The organism is Sphingobacterium sp. ML3W (assembly GCF_000747525.1).
Classification (GTDB): Bacteria; Bacteroidota; Bacteroidia; order Sphingobacteriales; family Sphingobacteriaceae; genus Sphingobacterium.
Genome location: NZ_CP009278.1, coordinates 1,723,594 through 1,741,509 on the forward strand (window position 1 = coordinate 1,723,594; position 17,916 = coordinate 1,741,509).

The 17,916-nt window shown below is 36.6% G+C and carries 16 protein-coding genes and 2 tRNA genes; 11 read left to right on the forward strand and 7 right to left on the reverse strand.

Annotation, left to right across the window (positions count from 1 at the left end):
- Positions 1-42 precede the first annotated feature (42 nt).
- The 7 genes from KO02_RS07405 (at position 43) to eno (ending at position 5,659) form a co-directional block, all read left to right on the forward strand.
- A tRNA-Arg gene (locus KO02_RS07405) sits at positions 43-116 on the forward strand.
- Between the two features lie 452 nt (positions 117-568).
- Positions 569-642: transfer RNA gene (locus KO02_RS07410), tRNA-Arg, on the forward strand.
- A gap of 70 nt (positions 643-712) precedes the next feature.
- A complete protein-coding gene (locus KO02_RS07415) occupies positions 713-1,282 on the forward strand; it encodes an adenylate kinase (protein ID WP_038697164.1) in 570 nt (189 codons plus the stop codon).
- A gap of 44 nt (positions 1,283-1,326) precedes the next feature.
- The gene (obgE, locus tag KO02_RS07420; RefSeq protein WP_038697166.1) at positions 1,327-2,325 is read left to right on the forward strand and encodes a GTPase ObgE; all 999 of its coding nucleotides are present in this window, start codon (positions 1,327-1,329) and stop codon (positions 2,323-2,325) included.
- 115 nt (positions 2,326-2,440) lie between these two features.
- A complete protein-coding gene (locus KO02_RS07425) occupies positions 2,441-2,776 on the forward strand; it encodes a TM2 domain-containing protein (protein WP_038697168.1) in 336 nt (111 codons plus the stop codon).
- Positions 2,777-3,059: 283 nt separating this feature from the next.
- Positions 3,060-4,160, forward strand: a complete 1,101-nt coding sequence (carA, locus tag KO02_RS07430) for a glutamine-hydrolyzing carbamoyl-phosphate synthase small subunit (protein WP_038697170.1) — start codon at positions 3,060-3,062, stop codon at positions 4,158-4,160.
- A 203-nt stretch (positions 4,161-4,363) separates the two neighbouring features.
- Entirely contained in the window at positions 4,364-5,659 is a 1,296-nt protein-coding gene (gene eno, locus KO02_RS07435) for a phosphopyruvate hydratase (RefSeq protein ID WP_038697172.1), read from the forward strand.
- A 59-nt stretch (positions 5,660-5,718) separates the two neighbouring features.
- Here the strand turns inward: eno and KO02_RS07440 are convergent, their stop codons facing one another.
- Entirely contained in the window at positions 5,719-6,591 is an 873-nt protein-coding gene (locus KO02_RS07440; RefSeq protein WP_038697174.1) for a DUF72 domain-containing protein, read from the reverse strand.
- Positions 6,592-6,725: 134 nt separating this feature from the next.
- Complete coding sequence (locus KO02_RS07445) at positions 6,726-7,361, reverse strand: YceH family protein (protein ID WP_038697176.1); 636 nt, start codon at positions 7,359-7,361, stop codon at positions 6,726-6,728.
- A gap of 225 nt (positions 7,362-7,586) precedes the next feature.
- Here KO02_RS07445 and KO02_RS07450 point away from each other — a divergent pair, with 225 nt between their 5' ends.
- The 3 genes from KO02_RS07450 to KO02_RS07460 are packed head-to-tail and all read left to right on the forward strand — an operon-like array spanning position 7,587 to position 10,658.
- On the forward strand, positions 7,587-8,492 hold the full coding sequence (locus KO02_RS07450; RefSeq protein ID WP_038697177.1) for a histone deacetylase: 906 nt from the start codon (positions 7,587-7,589) through the stop codon (positions 8,490-8,492).
- 23 nt (positions 8,493-8,515) lie between these two features.
- Positions 8,516-9,571 (forward strand): nucleoid-associated protein, encoded by a 1,056-nt coding sequence (locus tag KO02_RS07455; protein WP_038697179.1) that lies wholly within the window; start codon positions 8,516-8,518, stop codon positions 9,569-9,571.
- Between the two features lie 7 nt (positions 9,572-9,578).
- Positions 9,579-10,658: a DUF3810 domain-containing protein gene (locus tag KO02_RS07460; protein ID WP_038697181.1), complete on the forward strand. Its 1,080-nt coding sequence runs from the start codon at positions 9,579-9,581 to the stop codon at positions 10,656-10,658.
- A gap of 45 nt (positions 10,659-10,703) precedes the next feature.
- On the opposite strand, the gene KO02_RS07465 is transcribed toward KO02_RS07460, so the two are convergent.
- Both KO02_RS07465 and lpxB read right to left on the reverse strand, forming a co-directional pair.
- The gene (locus KO02_RS07465; RefSeq protein ID WP_038697183.1) at positions 10,704-11,342 is read right to left on the reverse strand and encodes a hypothetical protein; all 639 of its coding nucleotides are present in this window, start codon (positions 11,340-11,342) and stop codon (positions 10,704-10,706) included.
- Between the two features lie 65 nt (positions 11,343-11,407).
- Positions 11,408-12,517 (reverse strand): lipid-A-disaccharide synthase, encoded by a 1,110-nt coding sequence (gene lpxB / locus KO02_RS07470; protein WP_038697185.1) that lies wholly within the window; start codon positions 12,515-12,517, stop codon positions 11,408-11,410.
- Positions 12,518-12,701: 184 nt separating this feature from the next.
- Between lpxB and KO02_RS07475 the strand changes: the two genes are divergently transcribed.
- Positions 12,702-13,004 (forward strand): FtsB family cell division protein, encoded by a 303-nt coding sequence (locus tag KO02_RS07475; protein WP_038697187.1) that lies wholly within the window; start codon positions 12,702-12,704, stop codon positions 13,002-13,004.
- Between the two features lie 89 nt (positions 13,005-13,093).
- On the opposite strand, the gene KO02_RS07480 is transcribed toward KO02_RS07475, so the two are convergent.
- From KO02_RS07480 to KO02_RS07490, 3 genes are all read right to left on the reverse strand, one after another.
- Positions 13,094-14,581, reverse strand: a complete 1,488-nt coding sequence (locus KO02_RS07480) for an amino acid permease (RefSeq protein ID WP_038697189.1) — start codon at positions 14,579-14,581, stop codon at positions 13,094-13,096.
- Between the two features lie 503 nt (positions 14,582-15,084).
- Positions 15,085-15,783: a hypothetical protein gene (locus KO02_RS07485; RefSeq protein ID WP_038697190.1), complete on the reverse strand. Its 699-nt coding sequence runs from the start codon at positions 15,781-15,783 to the stop codon at positions 15,085-15,087.
- A gap of 113 nt (positions 15,784-15,896) precedes the next feature.
- Positions 15,897-17,846 carry a M1 family metallopeptidase gene (locus KO02_RS07490; protein WP_038697192.1) on the reverse strand — a complete coding sequence of 650 codons (1,950 nt, stop codon included), beginning with the start codon at positions 17,844-17,846 and terminating at the stop codon, positions 15,897-15,899.
- Positions 17,847-17,916: the final 70 nt, after the last annotated feature.

The following is a 17,916-nucleotide window of genomic DNA, read 5'->3' on the forward strand; positions in this document are numbered from 1 at the left end:
ACCAAACAAAAGGGTATGACTTTTAATAAAGTCATCAAAAATGCACTCATGGCTCAATTGGATAGAGCACCTGACTACGGATCAGGAGGTTAGGGGTTCGACTCCCTTTGAGTGCACAGTTTGGAAAGCCTGATTATTATTTTGATCAGGCTTTTTTGTTTTTAAGCTTCATCCGTCTCCGGATTTTCTACATTTGATTTCTTTCTTTCCTTCTTTCGCTCATTTTTTCAAAGTTCGTATGATGATGTTTTTCATTTGATCCAATTTAAGAGACCTCTTTAATTTTGATCGAGCTGTTTGAATGTTCCTATTGCTTTTTATTTCGCGTTATTTTGAAGAGGTTATATCCCTAATATGTTATTGTTTTGATCTTTTGATGTCATTTCGCAGCATAGGGGATTTAGATTACGAATTGATATTAATGGCATAGGATAGAGGGTGATTTATTTTCTTTCATTATCAGTGGATTAGATAATATTTGAAAAAATAATTTGGAGACAGGGCTATTTTGCCTATATTTGCATCACCAAAACGGAAGAACAGCAATGAAGATGACGTAATGGTTGACGCGCTCATGGCTCAATTGGATAGAGCACCTGACTACGGATCAGGAGGTTAGGGGTTCGACTCCCTTTGAGCGCACTATTTGAAAAGCCTAATCAATATAGCGATTAGGCTTTTATTTTTTTACTCTATTACTCTAAATACTACTATGCTAAACCTTGTAATATTTGGCCCTCCGGGGGCAGGGAAGGGAACACAATCGCAGAAACTTATCGATAAATACCAGTTAGTTCATGTTTCAACAGGTGATATCTTTAGGGCTCATATTCAAAACCAGACAACTCTAGGTAAACAAGTCAGTCAGATTATAGCTGATGGAAATTTGGTGCCAGATTCGGTTACGATTGCGATGTTGGAAGAGGAAGTGAAGAAAAATCCGGAAGCAAAAGGATTTATTTTTGATGGTTTCCCACGTACAGTGGCGCAAGCTGAGGCATTGGATGCTTTCTTAGCGACTATTAACACTTCTATTTCAGTAGTTATTGCTTTAGATGTGAATGAAGATGAATTAAAAACACGCATTGCCAAACGTCAGGAGATTTCTGGACGTGCAGATGATGCTGCAGATAAATTGGTGAAACGTATCGATGAGTATTTTACAAAAACGATTCATGTATTGCCTTATTATGAAGCACAAGGTAAATTGTCTAAGGTAAACGGTATCGGTGATATTGATGTTATCTTTGGAGATTTAACGGCTATTATTGACAATTATTAAATAATAAAACGGCAACGTTTTACTAAAAATTATATTTTATTTCTATGGCGCAAGGTTCGAATTTTGTTGATTATGTGAAGGTGTGTTGTCGATCGGGACACGGAGGATCAGGCTCAGCGCACTTACATCGAGATAAAACAACCATGAAAGGTGGTCCTGATGGTGGTGATGGCGGACGAGGTGGTCATATCATCCTTAAAGGGAACACACAATTGTGGACTTTATTACACCTGAAATACAGGAAGCATATCATCGCTTCTAGTGGTGGGTCTGGTAGTTCTGGAACGAGTACAGGTGCCTCAGGGGCTGATGAAATTCTTGAGGTTCCAGCTGGTACAGTAGCCAAAGATGCTGAAACGGGTGAGATTTTATTTGAAATTACGGAAGATGGTGAAACGCAGATTCTAACACCTGGTGGAAAAGGTGGTTTAGGAAACTGGCACTTCAAATCGTCTACACAGCAAACGCCACGTTTTGCGCAGCCAGGTATGCCGGGTCAAGAGCGTTGGATTATCTTGGAATTGAAAGTGTTGGCAGATGTCGGTTTAGTGGGATTTCCAAATGCTGGAAAATCTACGCTATTGTCTGTGGTTTCAGCTGCTAAGCCTGAAATAGCGAATTATCCTTTTACGACTTTGGTTCCCAATTTAGGGATCGTGAGTTACCGTGATGGAAAATCTTTTGTAATGGCTGATATTCCAGGTATTATAGAGGGTGCATCGGAAGGTAAAGGTTTAGGTTATCGATTTTTGAGGCATATTGAGCGAAACTCTGTTTTGTTATTTATGGTTCCTGCGGACACTGAACGTACGATAAAGCAAGAATATGATATTCTATTGAACGAACTTTCGGTCTACAATCCAGAGCTTCGTGATAAGCCTAAATTATTGGCGATTACAAAGTCGGATATGTTGGATGATGAATTGGAACGTGAGATGGAAAAGGAAGTTCCTGAAGGACTCCCGCATATCTTTATCTCATCTGTTGCGGGTAAGAATATCCTACAATTAAAAGATATGATTTGGAAAGCAATTAATTCGTAGTATTTGATTGCTGATATAAAAAAAGCGATTGCAATTTTGCAATCGCTTTTTTTGTTTAGATACGCTTGTTTTTTGAATTGTAGTTTGTAACTTTAGGCTATTAAACTAATAAATTATGAATCAACCTACGCAAAAATATTGTGTACAATGTGGTACCTTAATTCATGTGCAAGCCGAAATCTGTTCTTCGTGCGGTGTACGTCAACCCTTATACTTCAGTCAACAGCAGTATGGTGGCCCTGTAAAGGATGAAAGATGGTTAGCTTGTTTGTTGTTGTGTATTTTTTTAGGTCCATTTGGTGCTCACCGATTTTATGTAGGTAAGATTGGTACGGGAGTTATTCAATTGCTCACCTTTGGAGGTTGTGGTATATGGTATATCATCGATTTGGTCATGATCATTATTGGGAATTTTAAAGACTCTGATGGGAATGTGATTAAAAATGGTTAAAGAAAGCCCTGATTAATTCTGAAATTTAATTACTGGAGCAGAGATCATTATAAAATTCGAAATTATATAAAAAAAAGTCTTTCTACTTTGATGATTTTGTTATACCTTTGTCTCCTGTGAAAATTGAAGTAAATGCTTTCGCAAATGTTATAAAAAACGATACCTTCGTTATCGTTGAATCAATTTATTTATTGATTATTTAGCCCATTTAGGGCTTTTTTTATACACCAAACTTCGATGTAACAATAAATTAGGAAAAAACAATTTTATAATTTAATAAATAATGACCAACTACAGCAAATTGCCTGCAATTTTAGTTTTAGAAGACGGAACTGTTTACCACGGAAAAGCAGCGGGTAAAATTGGAACGACTACTGGCGAAATTTGTTTCAATACCGGAACTACAGGTTACCAAGAGATTTTTACCGATCCTTCATATTTCGGACAAATTATGGTAACAACCAATGCCCATATTGGTAACTATGGAATTGACAAAAATGATGCTGAATCAGATAAGATTCAAATAGCAGGATTAGTTTGTAAAAATTATAATATTAACTATAGTCGCAAAATGGCAGACGAATCTATTCAGAGCTATTTTGAAGAAGGAAATTTAGTTGGTATTTCGGATATTGATACACGTTCATTGGTCCGTCATATTCGCAATAAAGGTGCTATGAATGCGATTATTTCATCTGAGAATTTGGATATCGATTCGTTAAAAGCAGCTTTAGCAAATGTACCATCAATGGATGGATTGGAATTATCTTCGCGTGTTTCGACGACAGAACCCTATTTCTATGGTAATGAAGAAGCTCCTGTTCGCGTTGCCGTGTTAGACTTAGGTATTAAGAAGAACATCCTTCGCAACTTTGATCAAAGAGATGTTTATGCTAAGGTATTTCCTGCTAAGACAACTTTTGCTGAGATGCAAGAATGGAATCCAGCGGGATATTTTATCTCCAACGGTCCTGGTGATCCTTCAGCTATGGATTATGCAATACAAACGGTTAAAGATATTTTAGCAGCAGATCAACCCATGTTTGGAATATGTCTTGGACACCAAATATTAGCATTAGCGAATGATATCCGTACTGAAAAAATGCATAATGGACACCGCGGAATCAATCACCCTGTGAAAAACATCATTGCAAATCGTTGTGAGATTACGTCACAAAACCACGGTTTTGGTGTTATAGCTCAAGATATTGAACAATCCGATAAAGTAGAAGTAACCCATATCAATTTAAATGATCAATCTATCGAAGGAATTCGTGTGATCGGTAAGAACGCTTTTTCGGTGCAATACCACCCAGAATCATCTCCTGGACCACATGATTCACGTTATTTATTCGACGATTTCATTGCGTTGATAAAAAAATAATTCATAAGTATCGGGGTTAGCATTGCTAGCCCCTTTTTTTTGGCTTTGGGTATTCATTCTTGCCATAAAATTGTGGAATACGTTTTTTAATAAGCCCAATTTTAGTTATATTTGAGTGTTAAATCAGAATATAATTTTTTAGTGTAAAAATTACACTAAGTATTGTATAAAAATACTATATAAAAATTTAAACCAATATTACAATGAGTTTAATTATTGATGTACATGCGCGTCAGATTTTGGATTCGCGCGGAAATCCTACTATCGAAGTAGATGTAACGACACAAAATGGTTTCGTTGGACGTGCTGCAGTACCTTCTGGTGCTTCTACAGGTGTTCATGAGGCAGTAGAGTTACGTGATGGTGATAAGTCAAAATACTTAGGTAAAGGTGTTTTGAAAGCAGTAGAAAATGTAAATACTAAAATCGCTGCGGCTTTAGAAGGTGTTGATGTTTTCGAACAAAATACAATCGACAAAATCATGATCGATTTGGACGGAACTGAAAATAAAGGAAACTTAGGTGCTAACGCTATTTTAGGTGTTTCTTTAGCTGTTGCGAAAGCTGCTGCTCAGGAGTCTCGCCAACCGTTATATCGTTATATTGGTGGTGTTAATGCGAATACTTTACCTATTCCGATGATGAACATCATTAATGGTGGTTCTCACTCGGATGCTCCTATCGCTTTCCAAGAGTTTATGATTATGCCAGTTGGTGCACCTTCATTCTCTGAAGCTTTACGTTGGGGGACTGAAGTGTTCCATAGCTTGAAAAAGATTTTACATGACCGTGGTTTATCTACAGCTGTAGGTGACGAAGGTGGATTTGCTCCAACTTTTGACGGTACTGAAGATGCAATCGAGACGGTATTAAAAGCAATTGAAGCTGCTGGTTACAAGCCAGGATCTGATATTTGTTTAGCTTTAGATTGTGCTGCATCAGAATTTTATGTAAACGGTAAATACGATTATACAAAATTTGAAGGTGATAAAGGTGCAATCCGTAGCTCTGAAGAACAAGTAGCTTACTTAGCAGAATTGACTGAAAAATATCCTATCATCTCTATTGAAGATGGTATGCAAGAAGATGATTGGTCTGGATGGAAATTGTTAACAGAGAAAATCGGTGCTACTATTCAATTAGTAGGTGACGATTTATTTGTTACGAATACAAAACGTTTACAACAAGGTGTTGATACGGATACAGCAAACTCAATCTTAGTTAAAGTAAACCAAATCGGTTCATTAACAGAAACGATCAATGCGGTTACTTTAGCACAGAACTCAAACTATACTTCGGTTATGTCTCACCGTTCTGGTGAAACTGAAGATGCAACAATTGCTGATTTAGCTGTTGCTTTGAACTGTGGTCAAATTAAGACTGGTTCTGCTTCTCGTTCTGATCGTATGGCTAAATACAATCAATTGTTACGTATTGAAGAAGAATTGGGTGCTAACGCTCGTTTTATCGGAAAGAACTTCCGTTTTGCAAAAAAATAATTTGCAAATACGTTATAAAAAAGGCGACTCTACACAGGTAGAGTCGCCTTTTTTAATACCTAATTATTTGTGGTAGGTATATGGAGATTAAGGTTGAGTTCTTTGTTTAATTTTTGGATAAAGTAAGCTACCAGTAGGGGCGATTCTACTTCGATATTTTGGTGGATGAAAAAGTACAAGTTTTGTAAACCTGCCTCTCGCCATTGTTTAATTACAGTTACCCACTCTGCTAATCGGGGATAATCGGAAGGGTCGTTGGCTCCGACATAACGGATGAATGCTGAAGTTGTAGTCAATCGCATATGCAATAAATCACGTCTTCCTGCTGTATCAACCAAGACATTTGTCATGTCAAACTCTTCGAGTAATTTATAATATGAAGTAGCTGTTGCCGGATTGGAGAACCACTCTTCATTACGGACTTCTACTGCTAGGGGTATGCCTTTTGGAAATTTAATTAAAAACTCCCGCAAACGCTCGATATCTTTTGGCTTATAGTTATCGTGCATTTGTAGGAAAGTCATCCCTAATTTTTCTTCAAATAAAGCGATACTATCTGTAAATTCCTTAACTTTTTCATCAGTATTGAGTAAGCGGCTATAGTGGCTAATGGATTGGGGTATTTTAGGACAAAACTTAAAATCGGGAGGAGTCTTTTCTTTCCAGGTCTCAACTTGACTTTTTGATGGTGTATTGTAAAAAGTCGCATTGAGTTCAATACTATTGAACTGCTTACTGTAGTATGGAAGTTCATCCTTTGTGCCTTTTGGATAGAATCCTTTCAAATCGGACTTGTTCCACTTCGCACATCCAACATAGGCTGCAAAGTTGTCTTTATGCTGCTGTTCCTTTAATAAGCTTAGGGTATCAGGCGCAGTAGGGGGTAATGTAAAGTCTATATCCTTAGGGTTCGATACTTGTCCAAATTTCATGTTTTCGTTTTTTAATGTTTAAAATTGTAAAGTAGAGATGAAAGATTAATGAAGATTTACATGTTCAAATTTTTTGTTATCGTAGCTTGGTCGTGTATCATGTAGAGGAACAGTGTTTTGAAATTTGATTTTTCTTAATGTAGTTCATCCCAGAATTCTTGAAATTGCTGTTTCAATTGTGCTAGTTCTTGTTCTAAATTTTCAATTCTTTTATGTAAAGCATCCGTGTTTTCAGGAGTACTATGTGTTTGTTCAAATTGCGCAAGATTAACGTCGCCTAACAAATGAATATAGCGAATTTCCTTATGTCCAGGTTGTTTTTCTAATGCTTTTACAAAACCTTCGGTCGCTAATTTTTCGAGTTGTGAGGTGATATCTTCTAAAGCTTCAAAATCATAAAGGCGTCCAGAATTTGAATTAATCTCACCGGCTGTTAATGGTCCACGAAGTAAAAGAAGACAGATAATGGCTAATTCTGAAGGAAGTAAAGGAAATTGTATGGCGAGATTGTGCTTATATTTCGTAACACGGCTTCCGCCACCTACCACATGTGCGATGAGTCCTCTTTTCTTCAATATAGCTAAGGTGTTGATGATGGTCTCGTCCGTATATTGTGCAATAGGTCTACGTGCGGTCTTTTGATTACATGCACTTTGTAGTCCGTTTAGTGACATTGGGTAATATTCGGGCGTGACCTTTGACTTTTCTATCAAAGACCCTAAGACACGCTGCTCTTCTGCAGATAGTTGAGGTTTTGGACTGAGTTCCATATGTTTAATTAGTTGTAACCAAACTTAAATAAATTTGTTCTATTTACAATTTTAATTGTGTCATATATAAAAAAAATATGCGTTCGCGTCTTCCATCAAGAAATATTATTTAACGGGAATAGGCCGTTTTTTTTATAAAGAGAAACTATTTTTTAAAATATTATCCACAATAAAAACCAATAATTGACCTTTTTATTATCTTAGTAAAGTTTTAAATACATTGTTTTGCTAAAGATTGCTTTCCACCCCGAATATATTCATCCCGTACGTGAAGGTCATCGATTTCCGATGGAAAAGTATGAATTAATTCCTTTACAATTATTGCACGAGGGTGTGGTCAGTAAATCTGATTTTTTTGAACCGAAACTGGCTTCATTTGAAGTGGCATGTCTGGCTCACGATCCGAGTTATGTCCAATCCTTATTTGATCTGACGTTAGACGCTAAGATGATCAGGAGGATTGGTTTTCCCTTGACAAAAAGCTTAGTCGATCGTGAACGCTACCTGTTGGATGGTACCATTCAATCAGCGTTATATGCACAACAAAATGGAGTTTCCTTTAATGTTGCTGGCGGTACGCATCATGCAGGTTATGATTTCGGAGAAGGATTTTGTTTGCTTAATGATCAGGCGGTGGCTGCACGGTATTTATTAAAGCATAAATCTGTGCAACGAATCTTAATAATTGACTTAGATGTCCATCAAGGTAACGGAACTGCTCATATCTTTCAAGATGATAACCGAGTATTTACTTTTTCGGTACATGGAGAGAAGAATTTTCCATTTATCAAGGAACGTTCAGATGTAGATATCCCTATCGCAGATGGCATAATGGATGATGCATATTTGCAGGTGTTGGATACTTATTTGCCAGCGGTATTCGAAAAAGTAAGGCCAGATTTTGTATTTTACCAAGCAGGAGTTGATATTTTGGAAACAGATAAGTTGGGAAAGTTGAAACTTTCGCATGAAGGCTGTCGATCGCGGGATGAATTTGTCTTTAAACTTTGCTTGAAAAAACAAGTTCCTGTACAGGTGAGTATGGGGGGAGGCTATTCTCCACGTATAAAAGATATCGTCAATGCGCATTGTCAAACATTTAAGACTGCGCTAGATTTATATAATTTTTAAAAAATAAAATTTAAATAAAAAATATGTTTTTTCATCAAGATGCAACTTTTGAGCAACTTTCTATTCATCGCGTAGGAAACAAGTCGCAAGAAGAGTTTTATATTTTATCCGAACAACCTGTTCCATTGGAAAACGATGAAGTCTTACCGCCTTTATTAATGCAATATTTTATGGGTCCGTTTGCAAAAGTGAATGAAGTCTATCGTTTGTTCCATCCCAATGAAGAATTGGAGTTGAATGAGATCTATTATTTCACGAAGCAGTTTTTTAAAGGTCAGTTGTCTTTTCATGAATTTTCACAACAGGTGGCCAAACATCTTTACGAAGTTTGTATGCACCCGAAGATTAAACCGGGAGAAGTTTATGTCGTATCCTTGAAAAATGTACAGATTGAGGGTGAGAATTACGATGCAATCGGCATTTTTAAATCTGAGAATAAGGAAACGTATTTAAAGGTCTATCCTAACCAAGGTGGTTTTCAATTGGATTATGAGGAAGAGGCGATTAATATCAATAAATTAGATAAGGGAGTTATTATAGTAAATGTAGAAGAGGAAGAGGGATACAAGGTGCTGATTGTGGATCAAACCAACAAAACAGAAGCTGTGTATTGGAAGGATGATTTCTTGAAAATAAAAATTCGTAACGATGACTTTAATCAAACAGGCAACTATCTGAAAGTCTATAAAAACTTTGTCAATGAAAAACTAGATGATATGTTTGAATTGGAAAAAGCAGATAAAATTGATTTACTCAATAAGTCCATGAATTATTTCAAGGAGAAAGAAACCTTTGACCAAGAGGAATTTGAGGTAGAGGTTATCGGGAATCCAATTGCGGCGAGTTTGTTTAAAGATTTTAGGTCTGGATTTGAAGATGAGTTTGAGTCTCCTTTTCAAAGTAGTTTTGATATCGCTGATAAAGCCGTTAAAAAAATGGAAACGTCTTATAAAACCGTCTTAAAATTAGATAAAAATTTCCATGTTTATTTACATGGGAAACGAGAATATATCGAGAAAGGATTTGATGAGGAAAAAGGGATGAATTACTATAAATTATATTTTGAAAATGAAAGCTAATCATTAGATGAAAACGATATTACGTAAGCCTCTGCTATGTTTTGCTATCCTGTTGCTTCTTATTGGTATTTTGACCTATATGGAAGGGCAGACTGCTTTAGTCGAACGCTATTTTTCACGATTGTGGTATCCCTTATTTTCATATGTTCCGCAGGCTATTTTCGGATTTATACCTTTTAGTATTGGAGATATATGCTATGTAATCATCGTGGTTTCCCTAGTTGGAATAGCTGTGTGTGCGCTTAAAAATTTATTGAGAAAGAATTATATTCATGCGATTAAATCCTTTATTTGCCTTTTAAATGTTGTATTGGGATTATATCTGTATTTTTATAGTAGTTGGGGAATGCATTATTATCGGGCTCCGATTACAGAAAATGCAGGTTTGGATACCGATAGTCTCCAACTGGCCGATTATTTGGTGCTTCTGGAGCAGAGTTTAGATTCAACGAACACATTACGAGCGGGAATAAATCCAAAAGAATGGGAAGATCATGGAGAGAAAATAAAAAGGGATATGGAAGAATTGGTTCGTACAGACACGACATTTCAATCTTTCCTTTCCACAACACTCATCCGTGCGAAAGGCCCGCTCAATAGTACTTTGGTGTCCTATTTTGGCGTTTCTGGATATTTTAATCCTTTTACGCATGAAGCACATGTGAATACGGAAATGCCCGTGGTTTCCAGCCCTTTTACTTATGTTCATGAACTTGCTCATCAACAAGGGATAGGATTTGAGGATGAAGCTAATTTTATTGCATATGTACGGTTGAGAAACCATTCGGAAGCCTTCTATCGCTACTCAAATTATTTGCAAACGACGACTTATATGTTGCAAGAGTTGAGGGGGATTGATGAAGGGTTATTTTTGAGTTTTAAAAATCGCCTCTCAAAGGGTGTATTAAGTGATTTACAGGAGGAAGCTGCTTTTTGGAGTAATTATACAGGCTGGATCAATACTGCATCAGGAATCTTCTATAATGGCTATTTGAAGCACAATAATCAACAGGAGGGCATGGCCCGTTATGATCGAATGACAAAACTTGTTTTAGCCTATGAACTAAAGCAACAAGGCTGTCGATAATATAAAAGAGTATCAAATAAAAAAAGCGAGCATAGCTCGCTTTTTTTATTTGATACTGATAATTTCAGTTTTTCCATCTACTCCAGGACTTCCTGAGTAAATCTGTCCTTGAGGAAGACCTCTCAGCCCTCCAGGAGCCTGTCTCACGCGATCATAAATTGATCTCAGGTCACTTGTGGCATTGACATTTTTCCCTCCACCTTCATTTGCAATTTGAAGATAATTCGGTTGCTTTTTATTTTCACGCTGTGGTACGATACTATTTTCAGCAAGTGTTAACTTCACATTCCCACCATTTCCATTTGGGTATGTTTTTGTTCCATTAAAGGCATTATCTCCTTTTGCTATGATATAAAGAGAACCTAACTTTTGGAAATTTGCTTGAATATCAAAATTAGCACCATTGTTCTTGCTATCTGTTCCCGAAATGGAAGCATTATTGCTAATAATGGCGTGACCAATGTTCAAATTGACATTTTTATTCCCGTAAAACATCAAGGATGCTTTATCTCCCATTATTAAGGTATCAATATGTAAATTAATAGTCGAGTCAGATGATTTGTTATTATAGACTTTTTTAGCCTTTTTCCCAATCTCTAACTTGCTGATGTGCTCAACATTGCTTTGAGCATGTGACTGAAATGCCAAAAAGGCAAAAGCTAACATTGCAATTATTTTTTTCATGGCTATTAGTAATTTATGTTAAACAACACTCATTTGACGAATAGCGTTTTTGAAGGTTTAATGCGCTACTTCAAATACTGAACAATTAATTTAGCTGTTTTGTTTGATGCCCCTGGTTGGCCTAATTTTTCGGCAAGTTCCTCATAGTTTTCCATTACGCTCGCGCGGTATTCTGGTTTATTGATAAGTTGATCTAATTCTTGTGCGATATCGTAGGTTGTGCAATCTTCTTGAATCAACTCACGAACAGAAAGATAGTTATTAATCAGATTGACCAATGAAATGAATTTGACTTTGATCACCAGCTTCGCTATCCAAATCGATATGGCATTGGCTTTATAGACTACGACTTGAGGGATTTTTAGGATCCCTGTTTCTAGTGTAGCAGTTCCACTTGTTACCACTGCTGCTTCGGCATTTTTGAGCAAATCATAAGTGGCATTAAATACGACAGGAATTTGCTGATCACCTATATACTGTTGGTAATAGGCTTGATTGAAATTAGGTGCTCCGGCTATGGCAAATTGATGCATTGGGAAAAGGTAAGTTAAATTGGCCATGATGGGTAATAACTTGGCGATTTCCATTTTACGGCTTCCGGGCAATAGGGCTATGATTGGCCTATCCGTTAGCTGGTGGTCCTGAATGAAATTAGGATTGAATTTATAGGCAGAAATGGCATCCAATAGCGGATTGCCAACGTAATCAACTGGCATTTTCCATGTTTTATAGAAATCCACTTCAAAAGGGAGGATACAGAACATATGGTCCACGACACGCTTGATTTTGACGACACGTTTTTGATTCCAGGCCCAGACTTTAGGAGAGATATAATAACAGGTTTTTAGGCCATTCTTCTTTGCAAATTCTGCAATTTTAAGGTTAAAGCCAGGAAAGTCGATGAGGATAACACAGTCAGGTTGTTCCTTGATGATGTCTGCTTTGACCTTTTTAAGGTTTTTTGCGATGGTACCTAAATTTTTAAGAACTTCTACAAAACCCATAAAGGCCATATCTGCGGTATGAATCAATGCTTTTTGATCCGTAGCCTCTTCCATTTCCGTTCCACCCACTATTTTAAAAGTAGCGTCCGAATCTTCGATCTTTAGTGCTTTGATTAAGTTTGCACCATGCAGATCTCCCGATGTTTCGCCAGCTATAAGGTAATATTTCATTTGCTCGATTCTATTCAATAATAGGGTTAAAGATAAGATTATTCTTCTTCATTAATAGATGACGGTCATTTACTTTTTCCATAAATGAAAAGCATTTAAGTGAAATTGTGGCTGATTTTAAAGAAATGTTTCTATATTTAATAGAGATTTAGCATGTATAGATCTTTAATATTACTTTTGTATTATGGATAGATTTTTAGCACTTATTCGAAATAAATACTTTTTAGCTGGTATCGCTTTTACGATATGGATGTGTTTTTTTGATCGGAATGATTTTGCGACACAATACAGTTATCAGCACCAGAAGAGTAATCTAGAACGGGAAAAAGATTTTTATGAAAAGGAAAATGAACAAATCATTGAGACCGTCACTAATATTCGATCTGACCAACGTGAAGTGCAAAGAATAGCGCGTGAAAAATATAAAATGAAGAAAGAAAACGAAGACGTTTATATTGTGACTGAAGTCGAACTTGCAGATAAATAGGATGGAGGTCTTCCGTGCCTATCAGGGATGGAAAAATAATAATACCCGAAACAAATAGGCTGCTTCATTTTTGAAGCAGCCTATTTGTTTTATTCTTTTGATTTTTGCTCTTCAGCATATTCTTTACGTATGACTGAATGCTTTTTGCTATATACAAAATAGACGACAACCCCGATCAACATCCAAATACCTAAACGTTCCCAAGATTCGACTGGTAATGAAGCCATCATCAATACGCAGACCAAAATCCCTAAGATTGGTACTAGTGGTACAAATGGTGTTTTAAAGGGCCGTTCTAAGTTAGGTTCTGTTTTCCGTAAAACAAGAATACCGATACAAACTAAGGTAAAGGCAAATAAAGTACCAATACTTACCATATGACCTAAATCTGAAACCGGCACAAATCCTGCAAAAATACTGACAAAAACCATAAAGATAAGATTGGTTTTCCATGGAGTTTGTCTTTTTGATAGGTCAGAGAATACTTTAGGTAATAAACCATCTTTACTCATGGAATAAAAAACACGACTTTGCCCTAAAAGCATCACTAGGATAACGGAAGTATATCCAGCAATAATAGTGACGATTAAAGCGGTATTTAAGAATGTATATCCTGTTTTAGCAAAGGCAGTTGCAACGGGTTTGGCGTCACCTTTAAATTCAGTATACGGTGCTAATCCTGTTAATACATAAGAGAAGAGTACATATAATAACGTACAGATAATCAAGGAACCGATAATACCAATTGGCATTCCTTTTTTAGGGTTTTTCGCTTCTTGAGCAGCAGTACTCACGGCATCAAAACCTATAAAAGCAAAGAATACGACACCCGCAGCACGTAAAATTCCGCTAAAGCCATAATGTCCAAAATCGTCACTTTGAAGGAAACTCCAGAAACTTAATTGACCACTTTTCACAAGCTCTTCGCCGTGGTTGATCGGTATAAAAGGAGTGTGGTTGGCATCATCTATGAAGCCCCAACCCAATACGATGAAAATGAGAACAACAGCAACTTTTAAAATCACCAAAATATTATTGACAAAAGAAGATTCTTCTGTTCCGCGCATCAAGAGCAAGGAAAGCAAACAAACAATGACGATGGCTGGTACATTCACAATACCGCCTTCCCAAGGACCGTGTAAAAATTGACTTGGAAGCTCTATACCTAAAGTTATTAGGAGCTGATTGAAATATTGCGACCAACTCACAGATACTGTAGCTGCTGCTAGCGCATATTCTAAGACCAAATCCCAGCCAATGATCCAAGCCATAAATTCGCCCATAGTCGCATAGGAATAGGTATATGCTGAACCCGCAACCGGTATCATCGATGCAAACTCTGCATAACATAATCCTGCAAACCCACAGCCGACTGCTGCAATGATAAAAGAGAGCACAACAGCGGGGCCAGCATGATCAGCAGCAGCGATACCTGTTAATGAGAATAGTCCGGCACCAATAATGGCACCTACTCCTAATGCAATAAGACCGGAACTGGAAAGTGTACGTTTTAAGGTAGCTTGACCATTGAGATCCGCCTCTGCTATTAGTTTGCTAATTGATTTTTTAAAAAGCATAAGATATTTTAAGTTATAGTGGTTTTAAAATTGTAATATTTGTCTTTTCAAAGTCAAACTTAGATAAATTTGTTTTATTTACAATTTTATTTTTGTCATATATAAAATAAATTTATTCGTTCGACTCTTTTTATTTGGAACTTATGATTGCTACGCAATTGTCGATTTCTCCTTTTCCATCGAGAAATGATTTTCAGAGAAAATATACCTTATTTGAACAACCTTTAGGAGGTTTATTTCATACCGTTTTAGCAGTCATTATTTAGCATATGTTGTCGAATTATATTGCCTTCCGTTGGAAATATGGAATCTGATTTTAGCTTCTCAAGCGCTGATTCTTCCTCTTGTAATTAAAAAACAATTAAGGGAAGTATAAAAAAAATGATGGAACGATTATACTGGGACGGGATAGCGTTATAAATAAACGTAAAAAAAAAGCTTTTAACTGAAATACAGTTAAAAGCTTTTTAATATGTAGCATTTTTAAGAAGTAAAAAATACCTTTATTTTTTACTTTTGAATTTTTTGTACGAATCCATAATGTACAATTTTATATCTTCATTTAATGCGTGTTCGACGAATTTGTAAGTTGGTCTGTATTGTTCTTTGAATAAAGCCAGTTCAGGATCGACAAGAGGAGTCAAGGACTGAATAAGATCGCTTGAGAACTTACGGTCAATTGCTCTTTTCTGTTGCTCTTCGACCAGTAATTTATAGCTTTGACGTGCTTTTTTTGCTTCCTTACTGAAAACGCGCGAAGGAGATATTCGGATACCACCACGTTCTTTACCGATATCAGCGTATTTACCGGCTAGTTTTGCTGTTTGTATTTCAGCGTTCAATCTACTATCGGTCATTCTTTCGATAACTACCTCACTTAATTCAATAGCCGTGTTTAGTTTATTTAAATAAACTCTTTTTACACCGAAGTCATACACAAATACAGTGTCTTTTTGGTAACCGGTCGATTCGATTGCTAAATAATCATCTAATTGAGCGTCGATTACAAAATTTCCATTCTGATCGGTCAGTACTTCCGTGTTTGTTCTTACATTTTTAATAGAAACCCCACCGATGGTCTGGCTAGTCACCAATTCCATTGCGATACCTTTGACTTTTTCCTGTGCATGTAGTTTTCCTAACATACTACTGAAGGCTAAGATTGTCAAGATGCTTAAACGCTGTATGAATGCTGCTGTCATTTGTTCTTTTTTATAATCAAAAATACATAATAATAAGTACTTATATCTTTCAAAAATTAATTATTTTAACAAAAAAATGTCATATGCTCTTTTACATATGACATTTAAGTTTTTTATTTAGCAGTCCAGCTATTATTTTCAGGAACATGATCTGGAAATACATGATCAGGATCTAACTGGACAGATACTAAAGGTTCTTTAGAATCTATCTTGAAATCGAACGATTGGTTTCTTTCCCAAATTTCTACCGGTAGTTTTTTTCGGATTTTCTTTCCAGAGGCTGTTGTTGCCTCTATGACAACAGGCATGGGAAGTTTTTCTAAATTTTGAACGGTAATGATTGCACCCTGTGATGGATCATTTTTTAAGTAAGATACTTGGCTAATCGCTTGATCTACCTGCCAATTATTGATAAACCAACCGCGCCAAAACCAATTTAAATTCTCACCGGTTCCATTTTCGATGGAACGGAAGAAATCTTCTGGAGTAGGGTGCTTATAGGCCCAATCTGAAATGTATTTTTTAAAGGCAAAATCGAAACGCTCCTTACCAATAATCTCATCGCGTAAAAGTTTTAATCCATAGGCCGGTTTATAGTATACTAAAATCCCGATATTTCGTTCATTCATATTTTGCGGCGTGTTCATAACAGATTCTAATCTTTGGTCGGTAAAACGGACAGCTTGACTGTTTGGGTCACCTACTTTTTTAGCGTATTCACCATTATTGAAACTTTCAGTAGCAATTTCGTTAATAAATGTATTGAATCCTTCGTCCATCCATCCAAATTCTCTTTCATTGCTGGAAACAATCATTGGAAACCAATTATGACCAAATTCATGGTTGGTCACTCCCCACAATGAGCCTGCTTTAGCTCTATTGCCACAGAAGGATAGCGCTGGGTACTCCATACCTCCTACATTTGAAGCCACATTAACGGCAACAGGGTAAGGATACTCATACCACTGATCTGAATAATGTTCGATTGCTGCCTTTGTATATTCTGTAGAACGTTCCCAAGCATTATTGCCGTTACTTTCTTCTGGATAAGCAGAAATGGCAAGTGATTTTTTTCCGCTAGCTAAATTTATTCGTGCGGCATCCAAAATAAAAGAAGAAGAAGAAGCCCAGGCAATATCCTGTGCATTATTAAGACTGTATTTCCATGTCAAGCTCTTTTTATTTGGTCTTGAATTTTTTTGCGCTACTTCTTGTGCAGAACGTATAATAATGGTCTGGTCACTTGTTTTTGCATTTTCATATCTTTTGAGTTGCTCTGCAGTGAAAACTTCTTGTGGATTAAGCAATTCGCCGCCCAATACTACGATATGATTGGCTGGAGCAGTAATTTCGACCTGATAATTTCCAAATTCCCGATAGAACTCACCAGGACCGGTATAGGGGAGGGTATTCCATCCGCGAATATTGTCATAGACACAAAGCCTTGGAAACCATTGTGCTATCGCGTATACATTGCCTTGAGCTGTTGGTAGGATACCTGTTCGATCCGCACCATATTCTGGGATGGTATAGGAATACTGTATCTTAAAACCAGCTTTTCCTCCTTTTGAAGCTAATGCTTGAGGAAGTCTAATTTGCATTCGGGTGTCGGTAATGATGTATTCTATAGCTTTTCCCGTTAAGTCGGTGACAGAAGAGATTGTGTAACCGCCATCAAAATTATTATTGGCATCTCCATATCTACTTTTCGTTAATGGAGAAATGGCTTGGCCGCGACCTTCCTTTGAAAACATATTCTGATCCAGCTGTAACCAAATATAATCAAGCTGATCAGGGCTATTATTCGTATAGTTTATTTCGACATCTCCAGCAATGCTGTTTTTTTTGTCGTCCAATGCGGCTGTGATTTTATAATCGGCATTGTTTTGCCAGTAGGCTGGTCCCGGTTTTCCACTTGCAGAGCGAAATTCATCACCATTATTGTTGAAAAACAAAGGTGCAAATGCTTCCGTATAACTATAATTGCTTTTTTGTTGGGCAAAGCTTAAAGAAGTGATTGATAAGGACAGAATACTTATTGATAGTAGGGGTAATCTTTTCATACTTAATTGTAAGGCTTGTTCTGCTCTAAATATAGTATGAAAAGATGTAATGTGAAATTATTTCTGATAA